Origin of the sequence: Bacillus sp. 95MFCvi2.1 (assembly GCF_000374965.1) — a bacterium.
Lineage (GTDB): Bacteria > Bacillota > Bacilli > Bacillales > Bacillaceae_G > Bacillus_A > Bacillus_A pseudomycoides.
On record NZ_KB895707.1, the window covers coordinates 29,786 to 47,455 of the forward strand.

Here is a 17,670-nt window from a genome sequence, read left to right on the forward strand (position 1 = left end):
ACAAAGAAACATACTAGGATTAGTGTGTTTTTCTATAATCTATAAATCCCCCCACTTATTCCACGCTTCCTTGGCATTTACATGATACATACTTTTATTCCGATCCATAAATCCATGAATGATGAATTCTCTTCTAATTGTACAAAAATCTTCATGATACTGTTTATTGAACTACTCCCACCTACCTCTACACGAGCTTGAGGTGGGGATCTTCTCGGTTAAAATGATAAAAAACCTAGAGGATCACTCCCCTAGGCTTCTATCGATTTTTCTTCTACTAAATTCCGAAATTGTCGCTTATGCATCCAAGTTAACGAACCAATTGTTCCAAGTGACAACAGAACAATAAAGATCGTTAATATCCCTGCATTTTGCCACATAAACCCGAAGTCTCCACTTGATACAACTGCTTTAAATCCGGATACAGAATATGTCATTGGTAACCACGCATTAAAGTGTTGTAAAAACTTTGGAATTAATTCCAGCGGGAATGTTCCTGCGCTTGTTGTTAACTGCATAATTAATGTTAAAATCGCAATAAAACGTCCTGCATCTCCAAAAGCTGTTACTAAGCATTGAATTAACGCAATAAATGCTAAGCTTGTAAGAATACTAAACAGAATGAAATATGGAACACTCTGTACTTCCACACCTAACCCTAGCAATAGCACTAAATCTGCTACTAAAGCCTGAATAATACCCACTGATAATAAAACACCAAATTTACTAATAAACCAGCTAAATCCTGATTTTGGAACACCAACTGTATCACGTAATGGATACACAATCGATAATAAAAGTGCCCCAACAAATAAACCTAGAGATAAGAAATATGGTGTAAATCCTGTTCCGTAGTTTGGAACCTCTGACATCTTCTCAGTTTGTACTTTCACCGGATCTGCAAACATATTATATGTTTTATCAGTTCCTTTTACCTCACTTGTTTTTTCTGCGCCTTCGCCGAGCTTTTCAGCTAATTCACCAGTTCCGTCGTTTACTTTGATTAAACCGTCTGTTACTTTGCCGGAACCGTCTTGTAAACGAGCAAAGCCGCCTTGGAACTCACCTTTTGGATCTACTAATTGTCCTAACCCTCCTGTTATTTGCTGTGAACCACCCAGTAAAGCACCCACTCCATTTGTTAACTGGCCTGATTTACTTGCTAATGTATTTAAACCACCTGTTACTTGACCTGAACCATCTAGTAAAGCACTTACCCCACTTGTTAACTGGCCCGATTTACTTGCTAGCGTATTTAAACCACCTGTTACTTCATTTGAACCATTTGCTAATTTATTTAATCCTGCCGTTGATTTTTCTAAAATTTGTCCTAAACCTGTATTTAATTGGTCTGCCCCTACTGTTAACTGTTTCGTTCCTTCAACTAATTGCAAACTACCTTTTGCCAGTTCATCAGCTCCATTTACAAACATCTGCTGGCCTTCTTTTAATGAACTTATTCCTGTTTCCAAGCTAAGCTGTCCTTTAGAAATTTTATTTGCACCATTGGAAATTTCCGTTGCATCAGCTTCTATTTTTCCAGCTCCTGCTTTTCCAGCTAGTTTTTGTACACCTTGTGCTACTCCTACTGTTCCTTTTGAAACCTTTTGATTACCTTCTATTATTCCTTGAATAACAGGTTGTAATTGTTTTCTATATTCTTCTGGCAAATCTTCAATTTTTTTATTTAATTCTCCCAAGTCGTTTGAAACTTGTTGGGCTCCTCCTGCTGTTTCATTTGCAACGGAACTTAATGTATCTGCTTGCTTCTTCCATTCTGATACACCCTGTGAAAATTGAGAAGATTTTACACTTAAATCTTTTGTCCCCTTCATTAATTCAGGAAGTTTATTCTCCATATTTATTATGCCAGCTAATGATTGGTTTAAGCCCTCATCTAAATTACTAATACCTTTTTGAGTTTTTTCTGTCCCCACTGATAGCTCTTTTAGCTTTTCATGAAGTTGCTCTGAGCCTTTAGCAGATTGTTTTAATCCTACTTGAAAATCTCCCCGTGAATCAGTGAATTGATTTAACCCCTTTGTAATCTGTTGTGAACCCGCCAATAGTTGGTTCACTCCACTAGGCATGCCACTTACTTCACTATTCAGCTTTCCTAATCCATCTGTGATTTTACTAGAACCTGCTAATAGTTGATTCACTCCACCAGGCATTCTACTTACTTCACTATTTAGTTTTCCTAATCCATCTGTTAATTCTCTAGAACCCGATGCTAAACGATTAAATCCACTATTAGTTTTCTCCGACAATTGATTTATTCCATCTGTCACTTGTTGGGAGCCATCCTGCAACTCCCCAGCCCCATCATGCAGCTTATTTGCTCCATCTTTTGCATCAGTAAATCCTTTGGAAACATCTTTTATAGAATCAAACATTTTCTCTGCATACGTTTTTGTTAACGTATTAGATACTTCACCTTTAATTTTTTCAATAGCTGTTCCGCCGATTTGTGAAGATAAGAAGTTCAAGCTTTCATTTGGAATATATTCTAAGTTTAATGGTCTTGGATTTTCTTTTAACAGCGTTGTCGCATTGTCTGAGAAATTTTCTGGAATCCGAACTAACATATAATATTTCCGATTTTCCATTCCCTCTTTTGCTGTTTTTTCACTGACAAACTCCCATTTAAAACTTTTATTGTCTTTTAATTCGTCGACTAATCCTTTACCAACTTCAATTGGTTTCCCATCAAATACTGCACCTTTATCAAGATTGACTACTGCAACCGGCAAATCATCTAATTGTTCATACGGATCCCAAAACGCCCATAAAAACATGCCCGCATATAAGAGTGGTACAAATAAAACAGCAATAATAGGTATTAAGATTTTTTTGCTTTTTATAATTTCCGTAAATTCCTTACCAAGCAACGTAAATCCTCTCATTCGTTTTCCTCCTCTTTGTTTATGACCGAAATGTTCAATCGGTCATTTTAAAGTAAATAAAAAGGTTACATCCTGTTCTACATATTACCTAACCTAACTTTTATCCCGCTATTTGCGGACAGTAAGACCTCCGTGGAATCAACTTTCCATAAAAGCCCGATTAGTGAGCGTTAATAATTAGCCGGGGATGAAGCGCACCTACTGATTAACGTTTCACCTTATCTCTATACTCTATGCACCTTTTTATTTTGAATGACTATTAAATTCATTTGGTCAACGTGAACGTATTCAAAAATTATCTTTTCACAACCTTACATACGTAATCTGATTTTTTCTCTACTTCCCCCTTTTGGACTTATGACTGATTTGTTCAATCGGTCATTTTTAACTATAATAAAAGGATTATCTTAGTTTGACAATCCCTTTAACAAATAAAGTTCAAATAATTCTGCAATTCTTTCCTTTTCTAATGGTTCATGATTCTTTTCCCAATCGAAAATAAGTGATACATATAACCGAAGCATGATAAACGCCGTAATTTCTGGATCACACTTACTAATTTCACCTTTTTCAATCGCAATTTCTAAATAAGATTGAATAACAGATACAATTTCAACATCTACTTGTTGCATAACATCTTGTACTTCTTTTGTTCCCATATCTCGCTCTTCTTGAATCAGTTTAATCATGAGCTGATGTTCTTTTCTAAATTCTAAGATGTTATATAATGCTCTATGTACATTTTCAAAAAATGAAACATCTGGACGAATTGCTTCTTTTGCAACTTGCTTCATTTCAGTAATTAAATTAGAAATAATTTCGCCAAATAATTCTTCTTTATTTTTGAAAAAAGTATAAATTGTTCCTTTCCCTACATTCGCTAATTTTGCGACTTGATCCATTGTTGTCGCCTTATAACCAAATGCTGAGAAAGATTTTGTTGCAGCTTCAATAATAGAACGTTTTCGATCGACAGCCACATCTTCACCTCCAAAAATGACCAATTGGGTAATCTAGTCAATTAGTACATTTTTGATATTATCACGGTTTTCCATTGTTTACAAGTTCTCTTTTTATTTATTTCCAAGTATAAAACATTTAAATCTATACATCGACCTTTATTTAAGATACTACTGTCATAGTGTATCAAAAAAAGGGAGAAAATGAAAAGGTAAAGAAACGTAGTAAAATCCATTAGCAAATATTAAGCAACAAAAACAATATCTTTTATGAATTTTCCCTCTTTTTCAAATTATCAATTGAAAAAACAAGAAATTTTTTACAATTAGTAGTAATATAGAACATAGATATATTTATTAAAAATAGTGGGGGCTCTTTCAATCATGATACGTGCACTTAGCTTACATATAAAACAAGCCTTTTTAAATAAGATTTCTCTCACTCTCTTGTTTAGTTGGTTGATTCTTGTTTCAATTTATCATTATTTCTATATTTTAAAATATTCAGGAAGGGTACCTGACGAGCTTTTAGCAACGGCTTATAAATGGATTGGCTTTCGTGATGATGAAATGGATGTGTATTTGCTTTTAATGCCTGTACTAGCAGCACTCCCTTTTAGTACAAGCTATAACTCTGATAAAGCTGATAAATTTAAATCATTTGTAAGTAAAGAAGTTCCCTTTTTTCCCTATGTATGTACGAAATATATCGTTACCTTCTTAAGCGGGGGGCTTCTTTATATTCTCCCATTCGTATTTTCATTGCTTTTTTGTAAGCTGACAATCCAAGATGGTATTCCTACACCCGCCTTAAGTATTATAAAAGACAACGGTATGTTTGCATCATTGTATTTCTCTTCTCCAATTACTTATATTTCCCTATATATTGGGATTAATTTCTTGTTTGCTGGTCTTATGGCGGTATTGGGTCTCTCTGCATCCATATGGTCCAGAAAAGATTACATGGCAATTCTATTCCCTTTTGCTATAACCTCTCTACCATATGTTGTTTTAAATATCGTATTCCCTACGATTGGAGGAGCACCTATTCATTTATACGATCCAAAACAGCCGCTCCAAGGAATGTCGCCTTACATTTTAATCATGCAATGCACCGTATTTTTTGGAATTAGTTTATTTATGTATATGAAAGGTGTACAGAAAGATCGGAAGATATATATGCGGAGACTTCAAAAAAGAATCCGGTGTAAAAAATCGATTCAAAAATCAGTTAGTATGTAATGTAAAATATCCCACAGCAATTATGCTGAGGGATATTTATACTTAGGAAGCTTTTTTTAAATCAATTTGCGCAAGCACTGGATCATGGTCACTTACACGGCCATGTTCTTTCATAATGTTTGAATTTAAATGTACCGGATCGACAACTGTATGCGGTGCAATATTATTTGTTACTAAAATATGATCTAGTACTTGTGCATTTCCGTCATGAATATACGTGTAACGATTTTCTTTCGAAACCGTTTCTAACATATCTTGCATGTTTTCTGCTTTTAATGCTTGCAGTGGTTTCGAGAATTCGAAGTCATTCATATCACCAACTATAACAACTGGTGCATTCACATCTCGTTTTTGAATTTCTTTTACAAAATTGTTTGCTTCTTGTGCAAGCTGAATTCGTTTCTCTTCACTCTTTAATACAAGTGGTTGAATTTTCCCAAACGGCGTCGCATCACCAAGTTTTGAATTTAAGTGATTTGAAACAACGACGATATTTTGTCCTTGGAATGTAAACTCCGCAGCTAACGGTTTACGAGTATTATCAAACAGCGAATTTTCTTGTCCTATGCGCGTTGGATTTGTTTCTAATAGCTTTGGCTTATCTGCCAATTTCACACGTGATGGATTATAGAAGAAACCAACGCGAATGTTCGCTCCTGGCGCTCCTCCATCTTGATTATTTTGCGGAGCAACTTCTACATATTCATATTTTGGCCCGCGAATCTCTTGTACCGCATCAATAATACGCTTTGCACTTAATGAAGCATCTGTTGTTCCATCATTGATTGATCCATTATTATCTTGCATTTCTTGTACACCAATAATATCTGGCATCTTTAAATTATATTTAATAGAATAAGCAATTGCTTTTACCTTTTCATCAGATGTTTCTTTTGCATTCGCTGAAAAGTTTTCAATGTTATATGTTGCTACTGTTAATTTTCCAAGGCGAGGCTGAATATTTGCCCCTACTTGTTTAAATCCACCATCTGTTACTGATGGTAATTCTGTTACTGGTGAAATTCGATACGCACCATAGTCATACCCGACTACACCTGTTATATCTCCAGTAAACTTGTCTCCTGCTTTCGCTACATAATCACGAGGTACTTTTAAAGATAGACGCTCTGGATTGAATTGGTTCTCGCCTAATAACGGCGTTCCATATTTCGTAGTTACTTTATCTCCACCATTTGCAACTGTTACATATAAATTCCCATTTTTCTGCGGTCCAACAATTTGAGGAGTCGGCATTGTAACACGCATACCTTCTAAACTCTCATAAAAGTCAATTGCATCTTCATTTGGATCGAATACACCAAATGCATCATTATCAATAATTTGATCAGGAATCTTTACGCCATTTTCACCTAATACAATCGCAGATGGCAATTGTTGATTATTTGCTTTCACAGCAATATTGCTTGCTTTAATTTCTGTGATGGATAAATCTGTATCAAATCTGTCAGCATATCCAGATCCAATAAACTCTTCGACTTCTCCATCAATTTGAACAAGATCTCCGGCAGCTACATTTGCCTCTTTTTTATATACATAAATCCCTTCTGAAGTTGCAGGATCATTATCAGGCTGCGAGTCTTGCATATAAAATCCATTCTTATCTAGCGCTGTTACAATACCTTCTACATTTCGTACTTTTTTCCCATTATAAGGAGAAATATGTGATGCACCTTGAATATCATGAATGCGAACTTGCTCATTTTTTACAACCGTAAAAGAAAAAGTAGCAACGGCTGAAGATGAAAGACCTTCTTTTACTCCAATTGCTTTTAGAACACTGTTTTCATTTAAAACAATCGGTTCATTATAACGAATACTTTTATTCGTAGGAACAGATCCATCTAACGTATAATAGATTGTTGCCCCTTCTGTATTTGTTGTTAATGTAACTGCCGTTCCCTTTGCAATTTCTCCACCATTTGGTGATGCAGTAACATCGCTAACACGATTTTCTGTTTCACCTTGAAATTTATATGCTGTTACTGACTTTAAACCAGGACTATTAAAATATAATTCAAGTGTCCCCGTTAAACGAACCTTCTTCCCGACGTTTTCAGGATGATCCTTTACATTCACTGCTGTTCTCACGTCACCTTTTGGCAACTGAACAGGCATAATTTTCTCTGGATCCGTCTCATTTGGCGAATCTGCTATCGCTACATTCGTATCTCCAAACTTCGCTGGATCCTTCGTATACTTAGAAGAGCTTTCTGTATATCCAACAATATACCCTTCCACTACCCCTTTACTGCTTCCTTGCTGCTTAAACATTTGAATCGCATCCTGCACAGACAATGCAGAACGTTCTTCTGCTTTTACTAAAGTTCCAGTAAATGAAATCAGTAGTATAAATGATAGCAAGATACTTACTAGTTTCTTCAAATTCATCGTCCTCCCCTAATTTTAATATTCTCTTAGCATGTATTATCATAACAAAAAATTCTTTATAAAGAACTTAAAATTCGACAAATTTTACAAAAAATTAATCTCATACTTCCGTATGAGATTTCTATTATGATTCCCCTACTATTTTCTTACAGTATTCCATTCCTTTTAGGGATTTTATTGATAGCTGATTTTCTTACAATATAAGTAAGAATCATACAGAAAGAAGTGACTTGAAATGTTTATCTATATATTATGCAGTGTTTTAGTCTTATCTTTTCTCTACGACTTTGTATTTGATGCAAATTTATTACCAGCTCTTGTACTGAATGACCACCCTACGAAACAACCTCGTGAGTATGAAAGAGAGTATTATAACAGCAAAAGCACCCTTATACATTAAGAGTGCTTTTTATCATTGCTCAACTCATTCAGTTTTATCTATTTTTTCTAAGTAAGATAACGCGCTGCTTCTTAAAATACACCTTTCTATTGAGTTGCTAATACTATTAAAGTGTCTGTCCATTATCAATTGTAAATATCTGTCCTGTAATAGATTCCTGAGTCAATTGAAAAAGGATAGCCTCTGCAATATCATTTGGTGTTGAAATTCTTTGAAGTGGTAAGTTCCCCGCAAGTTGGTACATCTTCTCCTCATTACCTGACCACCATCTCGTATGAACTGCACCAGGAGAAATACTATTTACTCTGATGTCAGGTGCTAATGCAATAGCAAGCGACTTTGTCATCGTATGAATGGCTGATTTTGTTGCTGCATACGGTATAGATGATCCTAGTCCCGTTATCCCTGCAACGCTCCCCATATTCACAATCGCACCTGATTTTTGCTTCTTCATATAAGGAACAACAGCTTTTATACAATGAAACATCCCTTTCACATTTACGCTGAAAAGCGAATCCCACACTTCCTCAGTTACAGACTCTAAGTCATCCATAGGTATTTGAGCTGTTATACTCGCATTGTTTACTAAACAATCAACTGTTCCAAAAAGACGAACAGTTTGAGATACCATCGCCTCCACTTCTTCTTTTTGTGCTACATTTGCTTTCAAAGTGATCGCTGTACCTCCTCGCTGCTTTATTTCATTCACTGCTTCTAGCGCTTCTTTTTCTGAACGACTATAATTAATCACAACTTTTGCTCCTAAACTAGCTAACTTCAAAGCAGTAGCCTTTCCGATACCCGTACCGCCACCTGTTATAATAACGACTTTATCTTTTATGTCCATTTTAAAATCTCCCCACTGTATCTGATTCCATTTCATTTTATCTTCGTTCATTTGAGGAGTATAATACTGAATAATGAAGCCGATATTATTTTAAATGATACCTAGTGGAGGGATCTATTCTTGGAAAGCCATGACTTATGGATTTTTAAACATGTTGCAGAACTACAATCAATATCTAGAGCTGCTGAGAAATTAGGATATGTACAACCGAATATAAGCCAGCGCATTAAAAATTTAGAAGATGAATTAGGCGTTAAAATATTAAAGCGTAATAATAGAGGTGTCACATTAACGGAAGAAGGAAAAGTGTTATTAGATTACACAAATGAAATTATGCTTTTAATGAATGAGGCAAAATCAAAAATAAACCCTCAGAAATGGAGAGAATCTTTAACAATTGGAGCATCTCAAACCATTTCTGCGGTGAAAGTGCCTCAGCTATTCTCTTCTTTTTTGGCATCCTATAAAAATATGGATGTGAAAATAAGAACGAATGATAACGCAAAGTTACAGGAAATGCTTTTATATGGAGAACTTGACGGGATTTTTTTAAGCGGGACATACAACCATTCACAACTCGAAACCGTGTACAGTTATTATGAAAATATCATACTCATCTCATCAAAACATAATCCACTCGAAAATCAAATTTTACTCGTGAACAGTGATCCAAATTGTATATATAGACAACAACTTTTAGATTACTGTAATAAGAACGACTTTGACCAGAAAACGATAATGGAGTTTGATTCACTTGAGTCTATTATGCAAGCTGCTCATGATGGGCTCGGTATTAGTATAATACCAGCTAATGTTGCGTATAGCCGAACAAAGACAAAAGCGATTCATTATGAAGAACTACCTGAAACAGTCAAAATTGACTTTGTGATTAGGCGTAGAAAACAACAACCGCAAAGCTTAAAGAAATTCATTCGTTTTTTAAAAGAATTATAAATTTCAAACAAAGCCCCTTTAGTTTTTCAAAAGGGACTTTGTTTGAAACCTCACTTGAACAGAAGATACGTTTTTCCTCTCTCCTAAATCAATATGGGTATTTATAACAACAACGATTCAATTAGTTTCATAAGTTGTTGTTTTGTTTGGCTCAAATAGTTTCTTTTTTTAGAAGAAATTAATAATCCTATAGGCACTTTAGGATTAAATCCTTTAATCTTAAATGATATATTACTTTGTTTTAAGACCGTTCCCTTAGGGAGAATACCTATGGCATTTCCAAAAACCATTTGTGGAATGAGATGTACCGCACTACAATTGTAGACTCTTTGAAAAGATACATTGTTTTCTACTAAGAAAGAGTTTACAGCTTTGTAATAATTACAACTATTTTCTCCAATCAAGATTGGATAATGAATGATATCAGATATTTCAACTGACTCTTTTTTTAATACTGGATGATTCGGGTTATTGACTATAAATTCGATTTGTTCTTTGCTAAGTGGGGTGAAATTTAGATTAGAAATATTTTCGTTGTTTGCACAAACAGCAAAATCAATCTTATTTTGCTCTATCATTTGTGATAAAAGCGCTGTGTTTCCTACAACAAAATCACAATGTATGTACGGTTTCTCATCGTTTAAATATTTTAATATGGGGGGAATTAATTTTTCTGCAACAGATTCTAATATCCCGATTCTTAATGTTCCTTTCTCCTCATTACTTATACGCTGCGCTTGAGATATTGAATAATTCCAATGCATTAATAAGTTATCTACTTCCTCTGCAAATAAAATGCCTTCCTCTGTTAACCGAGCATCCCATCCACGTTCAAATAGAAGAAAACCAAGTTCATTTTCGAGTTTTTTTATATGTGTTGTTACGGTTGATTGAGCATAGTTTAATTTTTTGGCCGCAAGTGAAAAAGTTCCTTCCTGGACAATCATTTTGAACGTTTTTAACTCTTTTATTTCCATTTTCACACCTAATCTCTATCGGTTTTATTGATAATTTTATTATATATTTTCAATTATACAAATCAAAATCACAGCAGTAAAATAAATCCATAAGAAAGGGAGTGAATATATGCCATTTGTTACTGTTTATTATCCAGACGGTCAATTGCATAGAGAAGAGTTAAAAAGAGTAAGCAATCGTATTCACTATTCATTAATTGAACATTTTAGCATTCCAGAAAATGATTACTTTCACATGTTTTTACCCTACCCACCCGATCAATTTTTTTACGACCCGCATTATCTCTTAGAAGAGGAGAAAAAGAGAACAGATAAAATGATACATGTTTCTATTACATGTGGACCTGAACGAACAATACAGCAAAAAAGAAATTTGTATCAATCAATCTCAGAAGCTTTTTATGACCATTTAAACATCTCTACAACTAATATTTTTATTACATTGAATGAAACATCTGCTGAAAACTGGTCATTTGGTCAAGGAATAGCCCAAATGGTTACAATGAAGGAGAAAAAGAATCATGAATGATCGTATCGAACTCAATATTTCAAAGAAAATGAGGGATACTGCTCCCAATTTTGTTGATTATAGTGAAAATGTGTTATTCGAAAAGGTATGGAGAGACCCTGCTTTAACACCAAAAGAAAGAAGTTTCATTACACTTTCTGCTTTAATTAGTATTGGTAATACTGAACAACTACCATTTCATCTACAACTAGCCGAAAAAAACGGAATGAACCAACAAGAAATCATCGCTCTCATAACACATTTAGCCTTTTACGCCGGATGGCCAAAAGCAGCTGCAGCACTGAACGTAATACTGCGTTAAAAATAAATGACTTATTACATTATCCTCTGTTTCCTATTGGCATTCGGAAACTTATTAAAAACTTTCATACAGGTAATCACTCTAGTCCTGTTTATATAGGGGAAATTGATTAAATGAAATCACAAACCCTATTTTAGCAATTAACGTAAAAACTCCATTTTGAATAAAGATTGTTCAAAATGGAGTTAATTCTTTAAATTATGTTTTTGATTTTTATAGAAAAGTTTAATCATTTCTTGCGATTATTATTAAAAAAGCGCCTGTTAACTTAATAATCACTCTTATGCTTCGCAAAATAGGTTAGAAAAAGTATGACCACCTTCTAATTTAAAGGTGGTCTGTTTCATCATTGCGCAATTAATTCCGCTTCATCTATTTTTTCTAAATAAGACAACACATGCCTGACTGCCGCCTCACCTTGATCAATACAATCTGGAAGACCAGATCCAGCATAAGAACTACCTGCTAAATAAACACCCGGTAATTCTTTATCCATAAATGTTTTTAACTTTGTCATACGTTCTTTATGTCCCACTGTATATTGCGGCATTGCATCTTTCCAGCGGCTTACAACAGTAAAGTCTGGATCTGCCTTAATATCCATTGTTTTTTGCAAATCTTCTAATATAAATTGAACAATTTCTTCATCTGTTTGCTCTACGATTGCTTCATCACCAGGACGCCCAACGTAACAACGAAGAAGAACTTTTCCTTCTGGTGTTGTATGCGGCCACTTCTTATGTGTCCACGTACATGCTGTAATAGAAAAATCGCTATTTCGAGATACAACGAAGCCCGTACCATCAATATCACGCTTGATTGCTTCTTTCGGAAAAGCGAGTGCAACATTCGCAACCGATGTTGATGGAATATTGCGGAAGAAGCGGAACTCTTTATACTGTGCAAACATAGATGGCAATACTTTATGAGACGCAGCAACAACGATGGAATCCGCCTCAATTTCTTTTCCATTACTTAGTGTAATATGATAACCATCACCCATTTTTGCAACTTTTTCAATGCGAGTGCCCTTCACAACAGTTCCATCTTCTAGCTGCTCTTCTATTTTTTCTACAATGGATTGTAAGCCTGTTTTTAATGTTAAAAAGATCCCTTTCGGCTTTACATCTTTTATTTTCTTCGGAGCCAACGTACGCATACCTAGTGAAATACTACGATATTTTTGCTCCACTTGATAAAATTGTGGGAACGTGGCCATTAAACTCATTTGATCAATATCCCCCGCATAAATTCCAGATAACAATGGTTCGATTAAGTTTTCAACCACTTCATTTCCTAGACGACGACGGAAAAATTGACCAAGTGATTGATCAGAAACAGGTTTTGAACGTGGCAATACAAAATCAAAACCTGCTCTTACTTTACCAATCGGAGAGAACAATCCTGAAAATAGAAACGGGGTAACTTGCGTTGGAATGCCCATCATAGATCCGCTCGGCATCTTATGTAATCGATTGTTCACGAGAACAAATGATTGACCAGTTGCATTGTTTACAAGCTCATCTCCAAGTTCGAGTTCTCTTGCTAGTCTAGCTGCACTCTCTTTTCTTTCTAAGAAAGAATCTGGACCACGCTCAATTGTAAATCCATCTTTTCGAACGGTTTGAATTTTCCCTCCAAGTTTACCCGATGCTTCTATTAACAATGTATCAATCGGCAATCCTTTTTCGCGAATTTCTTTTTGTAAGTAATACGCTGTTGTTAAACCTGTAATTCCACCACCGATGATAACAACTTTCTTCTTCAAAACGGCTCCTCCTTTCCCAAGGTATTACGAAACATCCATTTGTTTCTTTAACACTACATCTGCTAAACAAGAAATAAATGAATCTGATGCATTTGGCATTTCTGGACGATAATACTTTGCTCCAATTTCTTCTGTAACGATTTTGCATTCAATATCATTGTCATATAACACTTCTAAATGTTCAGCTACAAATCCAACCGGTGCATATACAAATGAAGTGTAGTTATACTTTTCATGTAGCTCTCTCGTTAAATCTTGTACATCTGGCCCAATCCATGGGTCCGGTGTATTTCCAGCACTTTGCCAACCGACTGCATAATTTCGAACTTCCGCACCACGTGCAATATAATCAGCTGTTTCATTTAACTGTTCTGGGTAAGGATCACCTAACGCAATAATTTTCTCTGGTAAACTATGCGCAGACACGATTAACACTGCTTTTTCACGTTCTTCTTCTGTCATACTATCATATATTTTTTTCACTTCGTTTACCCAATACTCGATAAACTTCGGTTCTTTATACCAGCTATCGATACCATGAATTGTTAAGTTTCCAAGCTTATCTGCTTCTTCTTGCGCCCGGCCGACATAGGACTTTACGCTGAACGTAGAATAGTGCGGAGCAAGAACAAGGGCAATTGCCTCTTCAATCCCATCATTATGCATTTCTTTCACAGCATCCTCAATGAAAGGTTCTATATGTTTTAAGCCAAGATACATGTGGAATTCCACATGATCCTGCATTTCGTTTAAACGCTTTTCTACTTTTTTCGCTTGTTCTAATGTAATAGTAGCTAAAGGAGAAATACCACCAATCGCGCGATAGCGTTCCGTTAAGTCCTTCAGCATTTCTGGACTCGGCTTTCGCCCTCTGCGAATATGCGTATAGTACCGTTCAATATCTTCTTCTTTATACGGTGTGCCGTATGCCATTACAAGCAAACCAATTTTCTTTTTCATACACCTATTCTCCTTTACTTCGCTAACTGTTCTTTAGAATACTCATGAATAAATGTCGTCAAGCGTTTTAATGTATCTGGATTTACTTCTGGGAATACACCGTGACCTAAGTTAAATACATAACCAGGCTGCTTCATTCCTTGATCGAGAATCCCCTTTACATGCTCTCTGATAACGTCCCATGGTGCAAGTAAGAATGAAGGATCCATATTGCCTTGTACTGCTTTATGAATGCCGCGTGCACGCGCTTCTTCAATTGACAGGCGCCAATCAAGTCCGACTACATCAAGAGATAAGTCATTCCATTCATTTGCTAAATGTCCTGCTCCAACGCCGTGCATAATCATCGGAACGCCCATCGTGCGAACTTCCGTGAAAATACGCTCCATTGCAGGTTTAATAAACAAACGATAATCTGCTACATTCACTGTTCCAACCCAAGAATCAAAGACTTGCACTGCTTTTGCCCCTGCTTTGATCTGTGCCTTCAAATATGTAACTACCATATCTGCAAGCTTATCCATTAAAGCAAACCAAGCTTTCGGTTCTGCATACATAAACGCCTTCGTTTTGTGGTAATTACGAGAAGGTCCGCCTTCGATCATATAACTTGCTAATGTAAATGGCGCCCCTGAAAAGCCAATTAGCGGAACATCTAACATCTCGTTTGTTAATAAACGAATTGTATCTAATATGTATGGAACATCCTCTTCTGGATGAATTTCACCAAGTTTTTCTACGTCCTGTAAAGAACGAATTGGGTTATCAATAACCGGTCCAATCCCAGATTTAATTTCAACATCAACGCCAATTGCTGGAAGTGGTGACATAATATCTTTATAAAGAATTGCTGCGTCTACATTATATTGATCAACTGGAAGCTTTGTAACATATGCACATAACTCCGGATTGTGTGTAATTTCAAATAAAGAATACTTCTCTTTTATCTTTCTATACTCAGGTTGTGAACGCCCTGCTTGTCTCATATACCATGCTGGTATATATTCTGTTTGTTCCCCTTTACATGCTTTTAAAAATGTCTCATTTATATTTCTTACCAAAACCCTTGCTCCCTTCCTTACCTATACGAACCCTATCCTATTATTTATCTTTTTTTACTATACAGCTTGTAAAAACAAAATGCATAACATTATGTACGTTGTTCATGAAATTGACACAAACGCTCGTAAAACCGCTTACTATTTTCATAACATTCTTATTATATCACAAGCAAAAATTACGGTTTAGCTACTTTTGTCTTTTCTCCTTCTCGATTTGTTTGTGGATTGTACGGAACTACATAAAAGCTTGGTTTAGAGAATATGTTAATAAACTTTTCCTCATACTCACCAATCCCTTTTACCGTTCCAACGTGAATATGCTTCCCTTGTTCTACTTTATAGATTCTATATACAACTCGTTTATCGAGAAGTGGAGTCCAGTGTAATTTTGCAGTAAACAAGCTAAATGGACTAAAAGATAACTGTGCTTCCACGTTCTCAATTTTACTTAGGCGGATTGGTTTTCCAATTGTTTCGACACCTTTTGGCCGCTTGAAATTTGAATTATCTTGTACATTTGCCTTCGTTAAAATCTTTTTAAATAATTCTGTTGCAGATAGCTTTCCATCATAAAGTTGGTGTTCTTTATCCGTACGATCATACCCAATCCATACCGCGCCTACTAAACTCGGAGTATATCCAACAAACCAAATATCCCTAGCGCCTTCACTTTGATTAGGAAGTGACGTTGTACCCGTTTTCCCAGCTAATGCACCGTTATATACTCCCGCTCTCGCTGTCCCCTCCCTTACAACCCCTTCTAACATTTTTGTCATATACCATGCTGTTTGTTTTGAAAAAACTTTCGTTTCGTTTTTAGGTGATTCTCCAATCACCTTTCCGTGTCGATCGAGTACCTGTTCAATAACATGTGGCTCAATAATTTTTCCATTCGCTAAGAACGCACGGTACATCTTTACAAGTTCAAATGGAGAGACCCCTTCTTTAAGTCCGCCAAGTGCCGTACTTAAACCAGATTCTGCAATATGAATATTTCCCTTCTCTAAATATTGCTTCCCTTGCTCTACACCCATTTCATGTAATAAAGATACAGCCGGTACATTCGCCGATTCTAAGAGTGCATCATACATCGTTACTTCTTTTGAATACCTATGATTATAATTTCGTGGTTCATACCCTTCAAAAGATGTTTGCTCGTTTGTTAATAAAGAATACGGATTATATTTTTTCGTTTCCAGCGCTGGTGCATACACAATGAGCGGCTTTAAAACAGACCCTGGCTGTCTTTTCGCAAACACTCTATTAAATCCTCTTGGGACATACTCTCTTCCGCCAATTGCGGCTTTAATTCCTCCAGTTGCATTATCCATTAATAAAAAAGCACCTTGTGCCCCGTTTTCTTTACCTGGAAAATTTCGTGCATCTTGAAATTGATCATAAGCTACTTTTTGAATTTTTTCATCCATAGATACAATAAATGTATATCCTCCGCGAAGCACTTCTTGATGTGACAAACCATATAACTGTGCTGCTTCATCTACAACCATATCCACATACGGTATATAAGCAAGTTCTCGCTCATCTAAACTTTTATAAAGAGCAATTGTCTTTCCTTGGTAACGAACACTCTCCTCAGCTGATAAATATCCTTGTTTATGCATAAGAGATAAAACTAAATCACGGCGCTCTTTGTTCTTTTCTGGATATAAAAAGGGAGAATATCCATTCGGTGCTTTCGGAAGACCTGCAAGCATCGCCCCTTCTTCAACTGTTAATTTTTCTACATCTTTATTAAAATACAATTTCGCCGCTGCTTGAATCCCGTAAGCACCATGACCAAAATAAATATGATTCATATACATTTCAAGAAGCTGTTGCTTCGTATATTTATGTTCCAATTGAAGAGCGATTGCCACTTCTTTTAATTTACGTGTAAATGTTTTTTCATGAGTTAAAAAAACATTTTTAACTAACTGCTGCGTAATTGTACTTCCGCCTTCCACTTTCTCTCCTGCTAAAATGTCTTTATACAACGCGCGAAACACAGAAGGGTAATCGATTCCATAATGTTCATAAAATCTAGCGTCTTCTACAGCTATAAACGCCTCTGCTACATGTTTTGGAATTCGCTCAATTGGTACAAGCTCTCTATTTTCTACATATAACTTCGTAATTTCTTTTCCTCGCTGATCAACGATACGTGATGAAGAGTGGAAAACAAGCCGTTTTTCATCCATTATATAACCACCAGCTAACACAATCAGTTTATAGAATACAATCGCCACTACAAACACTGCTACGCCGCCCATTAGGCTCCACTTTATTTTCTTCATACATCGTCCTTCTTTCCAAATGATGGTATGTTTATTATTTGAAAAACGATTATCTTTATGTAT

13 protein-coding genes and 1 pseudogene are annotated in these 17,670 nt (G+C 35.7%); 4 read left to right on the plus strand and 10 right to left on the minus strand.

The window, feature by feature from the left end; translation table 11 throughout:
* Positions 1 to 39: 39 nt before the first annotated feature.
* The 3 genes and pseudogenes from C568_RS33400 to C568_RS0121235 all read right to left on the minus strand — a co-directional run.
* Positions 40 to 171 (minus strand): annotated as a pseudogene (locus C568_RS33400) (DUF2087 domain-containing protein); the annotation flags it as partial.
* 80 nt (positions 172 to 251) lie between these two features.
* Entirely contained in the window at positions 252 to 2,906 is a 2,655-nt protein-coding gene (locus C568_RS0121230) for a YhgE/Pip domain-containing protein (RefSeq protein ID WP_018782657.1), read from the minus strand.
* A 407-nt stretch (positions 2,907 to 3,313) separates the two neighbouring features.
* Positions 3,314 to 3,886: a TetR/AcrR family transcriptional regulator gene (locus C568_RS0121235; protein ID WP_018766595.1), complete on the minus strand. Its 573-nt coding sequence runs from the start codon at positions 3,884 to 3,886 to the stop codon at positions 3,314 to 3,316.
* Between the two features lie 363 nt (positions 3,887 to 4,249).
* On the opposite strand from C568_RS0121235, the gene C568_RS0121240 reads away from it, so the two are divergent.
* Positions 4,250 to 5,107 (plus strand): hypothetical protein, encoded by an 858-nt coding sequence (locus tag C568_RS0121240; RefSeq protein WP_018782658.1) that lies wholly within the window; start codon positions 4,250 to 4,252, stop codon positions 5,105 to 5,107.
* A gap of 42 nt (positions 5,108 to 5,149) precedes the next feature.
* Here C568_RS0121240 and C568_RS0121245 read toward each other — a convergent pair whose 3' ends face one another.
* Positions 5,150 to 7,516: a DUF6359 domain-containing protein gene (locus tag C568_RS0121245; RefSeq protein WP_018782659.1), complete on the minus strand. Its 2,367-nt coding sequence runs from the start codon at positions 7,514 to 7,516 to the stop codon at positions 5,150 to 5,152.
* A 506-nt stretch (positions 7,517 to 8,022) separates the two neighbouring features.
* Positions 8,023 to 8,763, minus strand: a complete 741-nt coding sequence (locus C568_RS0121250) for an SDR family NAD(P)-dependent oxidoreductase (protein ID WP_018782660.1) — start codon at positions 8,761 to 8,763, stop codon at positions 8,023 to 8,025.
* A gap of 120 nt (positions 8,764 to 8,883) precedes the next feature.
* On the opposite strand from C568_RS0121250, the gene C568_RS0121255 reads away from it, so the two are divergent.
* The gene (locus C568_RS0121255; RefSeq protein WP_018782661.1) at positions 8,884 to 9,717 is read left to right on the plus strand and encodes a LysR family transcriptional regulator; all 834 of its coding nucleotides are present in this window, start codon (positions 8,884 to 8,886) and stop codon (positions 9,715 to 9,717) included.
* A 101-nt stretch (positions 9,718 to 9,818) separates the two neighbouring features.
* Here C568_RS0121255 and C568_RS0121260 read toward each other — a convergent pair whose 3' ends face one another.
* Positions 9,819 to 10,694: a LysR family transcriptional regulator gene (locus tag C568_RS0121260; RefSeq protein ID WP_018766603.1), complete on the minus strand. Its 876-nt coding sequence runs from the start codon at positions 10,692 to 10,694 to the stop codon at positions 9,819 to 9,821.
* Between the two features lie 109 nt (positions 10,695 to 10,803).
* Here C568_RS0121260 and C568_RS0121265 point away from each other — a divergent pair, with 109 nt between their 5' ends.
* Positions 10,804 to 11,223, plus strand: coding sequence for a tautomerase family protein (locus C568_RS0121265; protein WP_006093873.1), 420 nt, complete (start codon positions 10,804 to 10,806; stop codon positions 11,221 to 11,223).
* Positions 11,216 to 11,524, plus strand: coding sequence for a carboxymuconolactone decarboxylase family protein (locus C568_RS0121270; RefSeq protein ID WP_018766604.1), 309 nt, complete (start codon positions 11,216 to 11,218; stop codon positions 11,522 to 11,524). Before C568_RS0121265 ends, C568_RS0121270 begins: the two co-directional genes overlap by 8 nt.
* A gap of 346 nt (positions 11,525 to 11,870) precedes the next feature.
* Here the strand turns inward: C568_RS0121270 and hemY are convergent, their stop codons facing one another.
* The 4 genes from hemY to C568_RS0121290 form a co-directional block, all read right to left on the minus strand.
* Positions 11,871 to 13,292, minus strand: coding sequence for a protoporphyrinogen oxidase (hemY, locus tag C568_RS0121275; RefSeq protein WP_018782662.1), 1,422 nt, complete (start codon positions 13,290 to 13,292; stop codon positions 11,871 to 11,873).
* A 24-nt stretch (positions 13,293 to 13,316) separates the two neighbouring features.
* A complete protein-coding gene (gene hemH, locus C568_RS0121280) occupies positions 13,317 to 14,252 on the minus strand; it encodes a ferrochelatase (RefSeq protein ID WP_018782663.1) in 936 nt (311 codons plus the stop codon).
* 14 nt (positions 14,253 to 14,266) lie between these two features.
* Complete coding sequence (hemE, locus tag C568_RS0121285; protein WP_003195782.1) at positions 14,267 to 15,313, minus strand: uroporphyrinogen decarboxylase; 1,047 nt, start codon at positions 15,311 to 15,313, stop codon at positions 14,267 to 14,269.
* Positions 15,314 to 15,489: 176 nt separating this feature from the next.
* Entirely contained in the window at positions 15,490 to 17,607 is a 2,118-nt protein-coding gene (locus C568_RS0121290) for a transglycosylase domain-containing protein (RefSeq protein ID WP_029427581.1), read from the minus strand.
* Positions 17,608 to 17,670 lie beyond the last annotated feature (63 nt).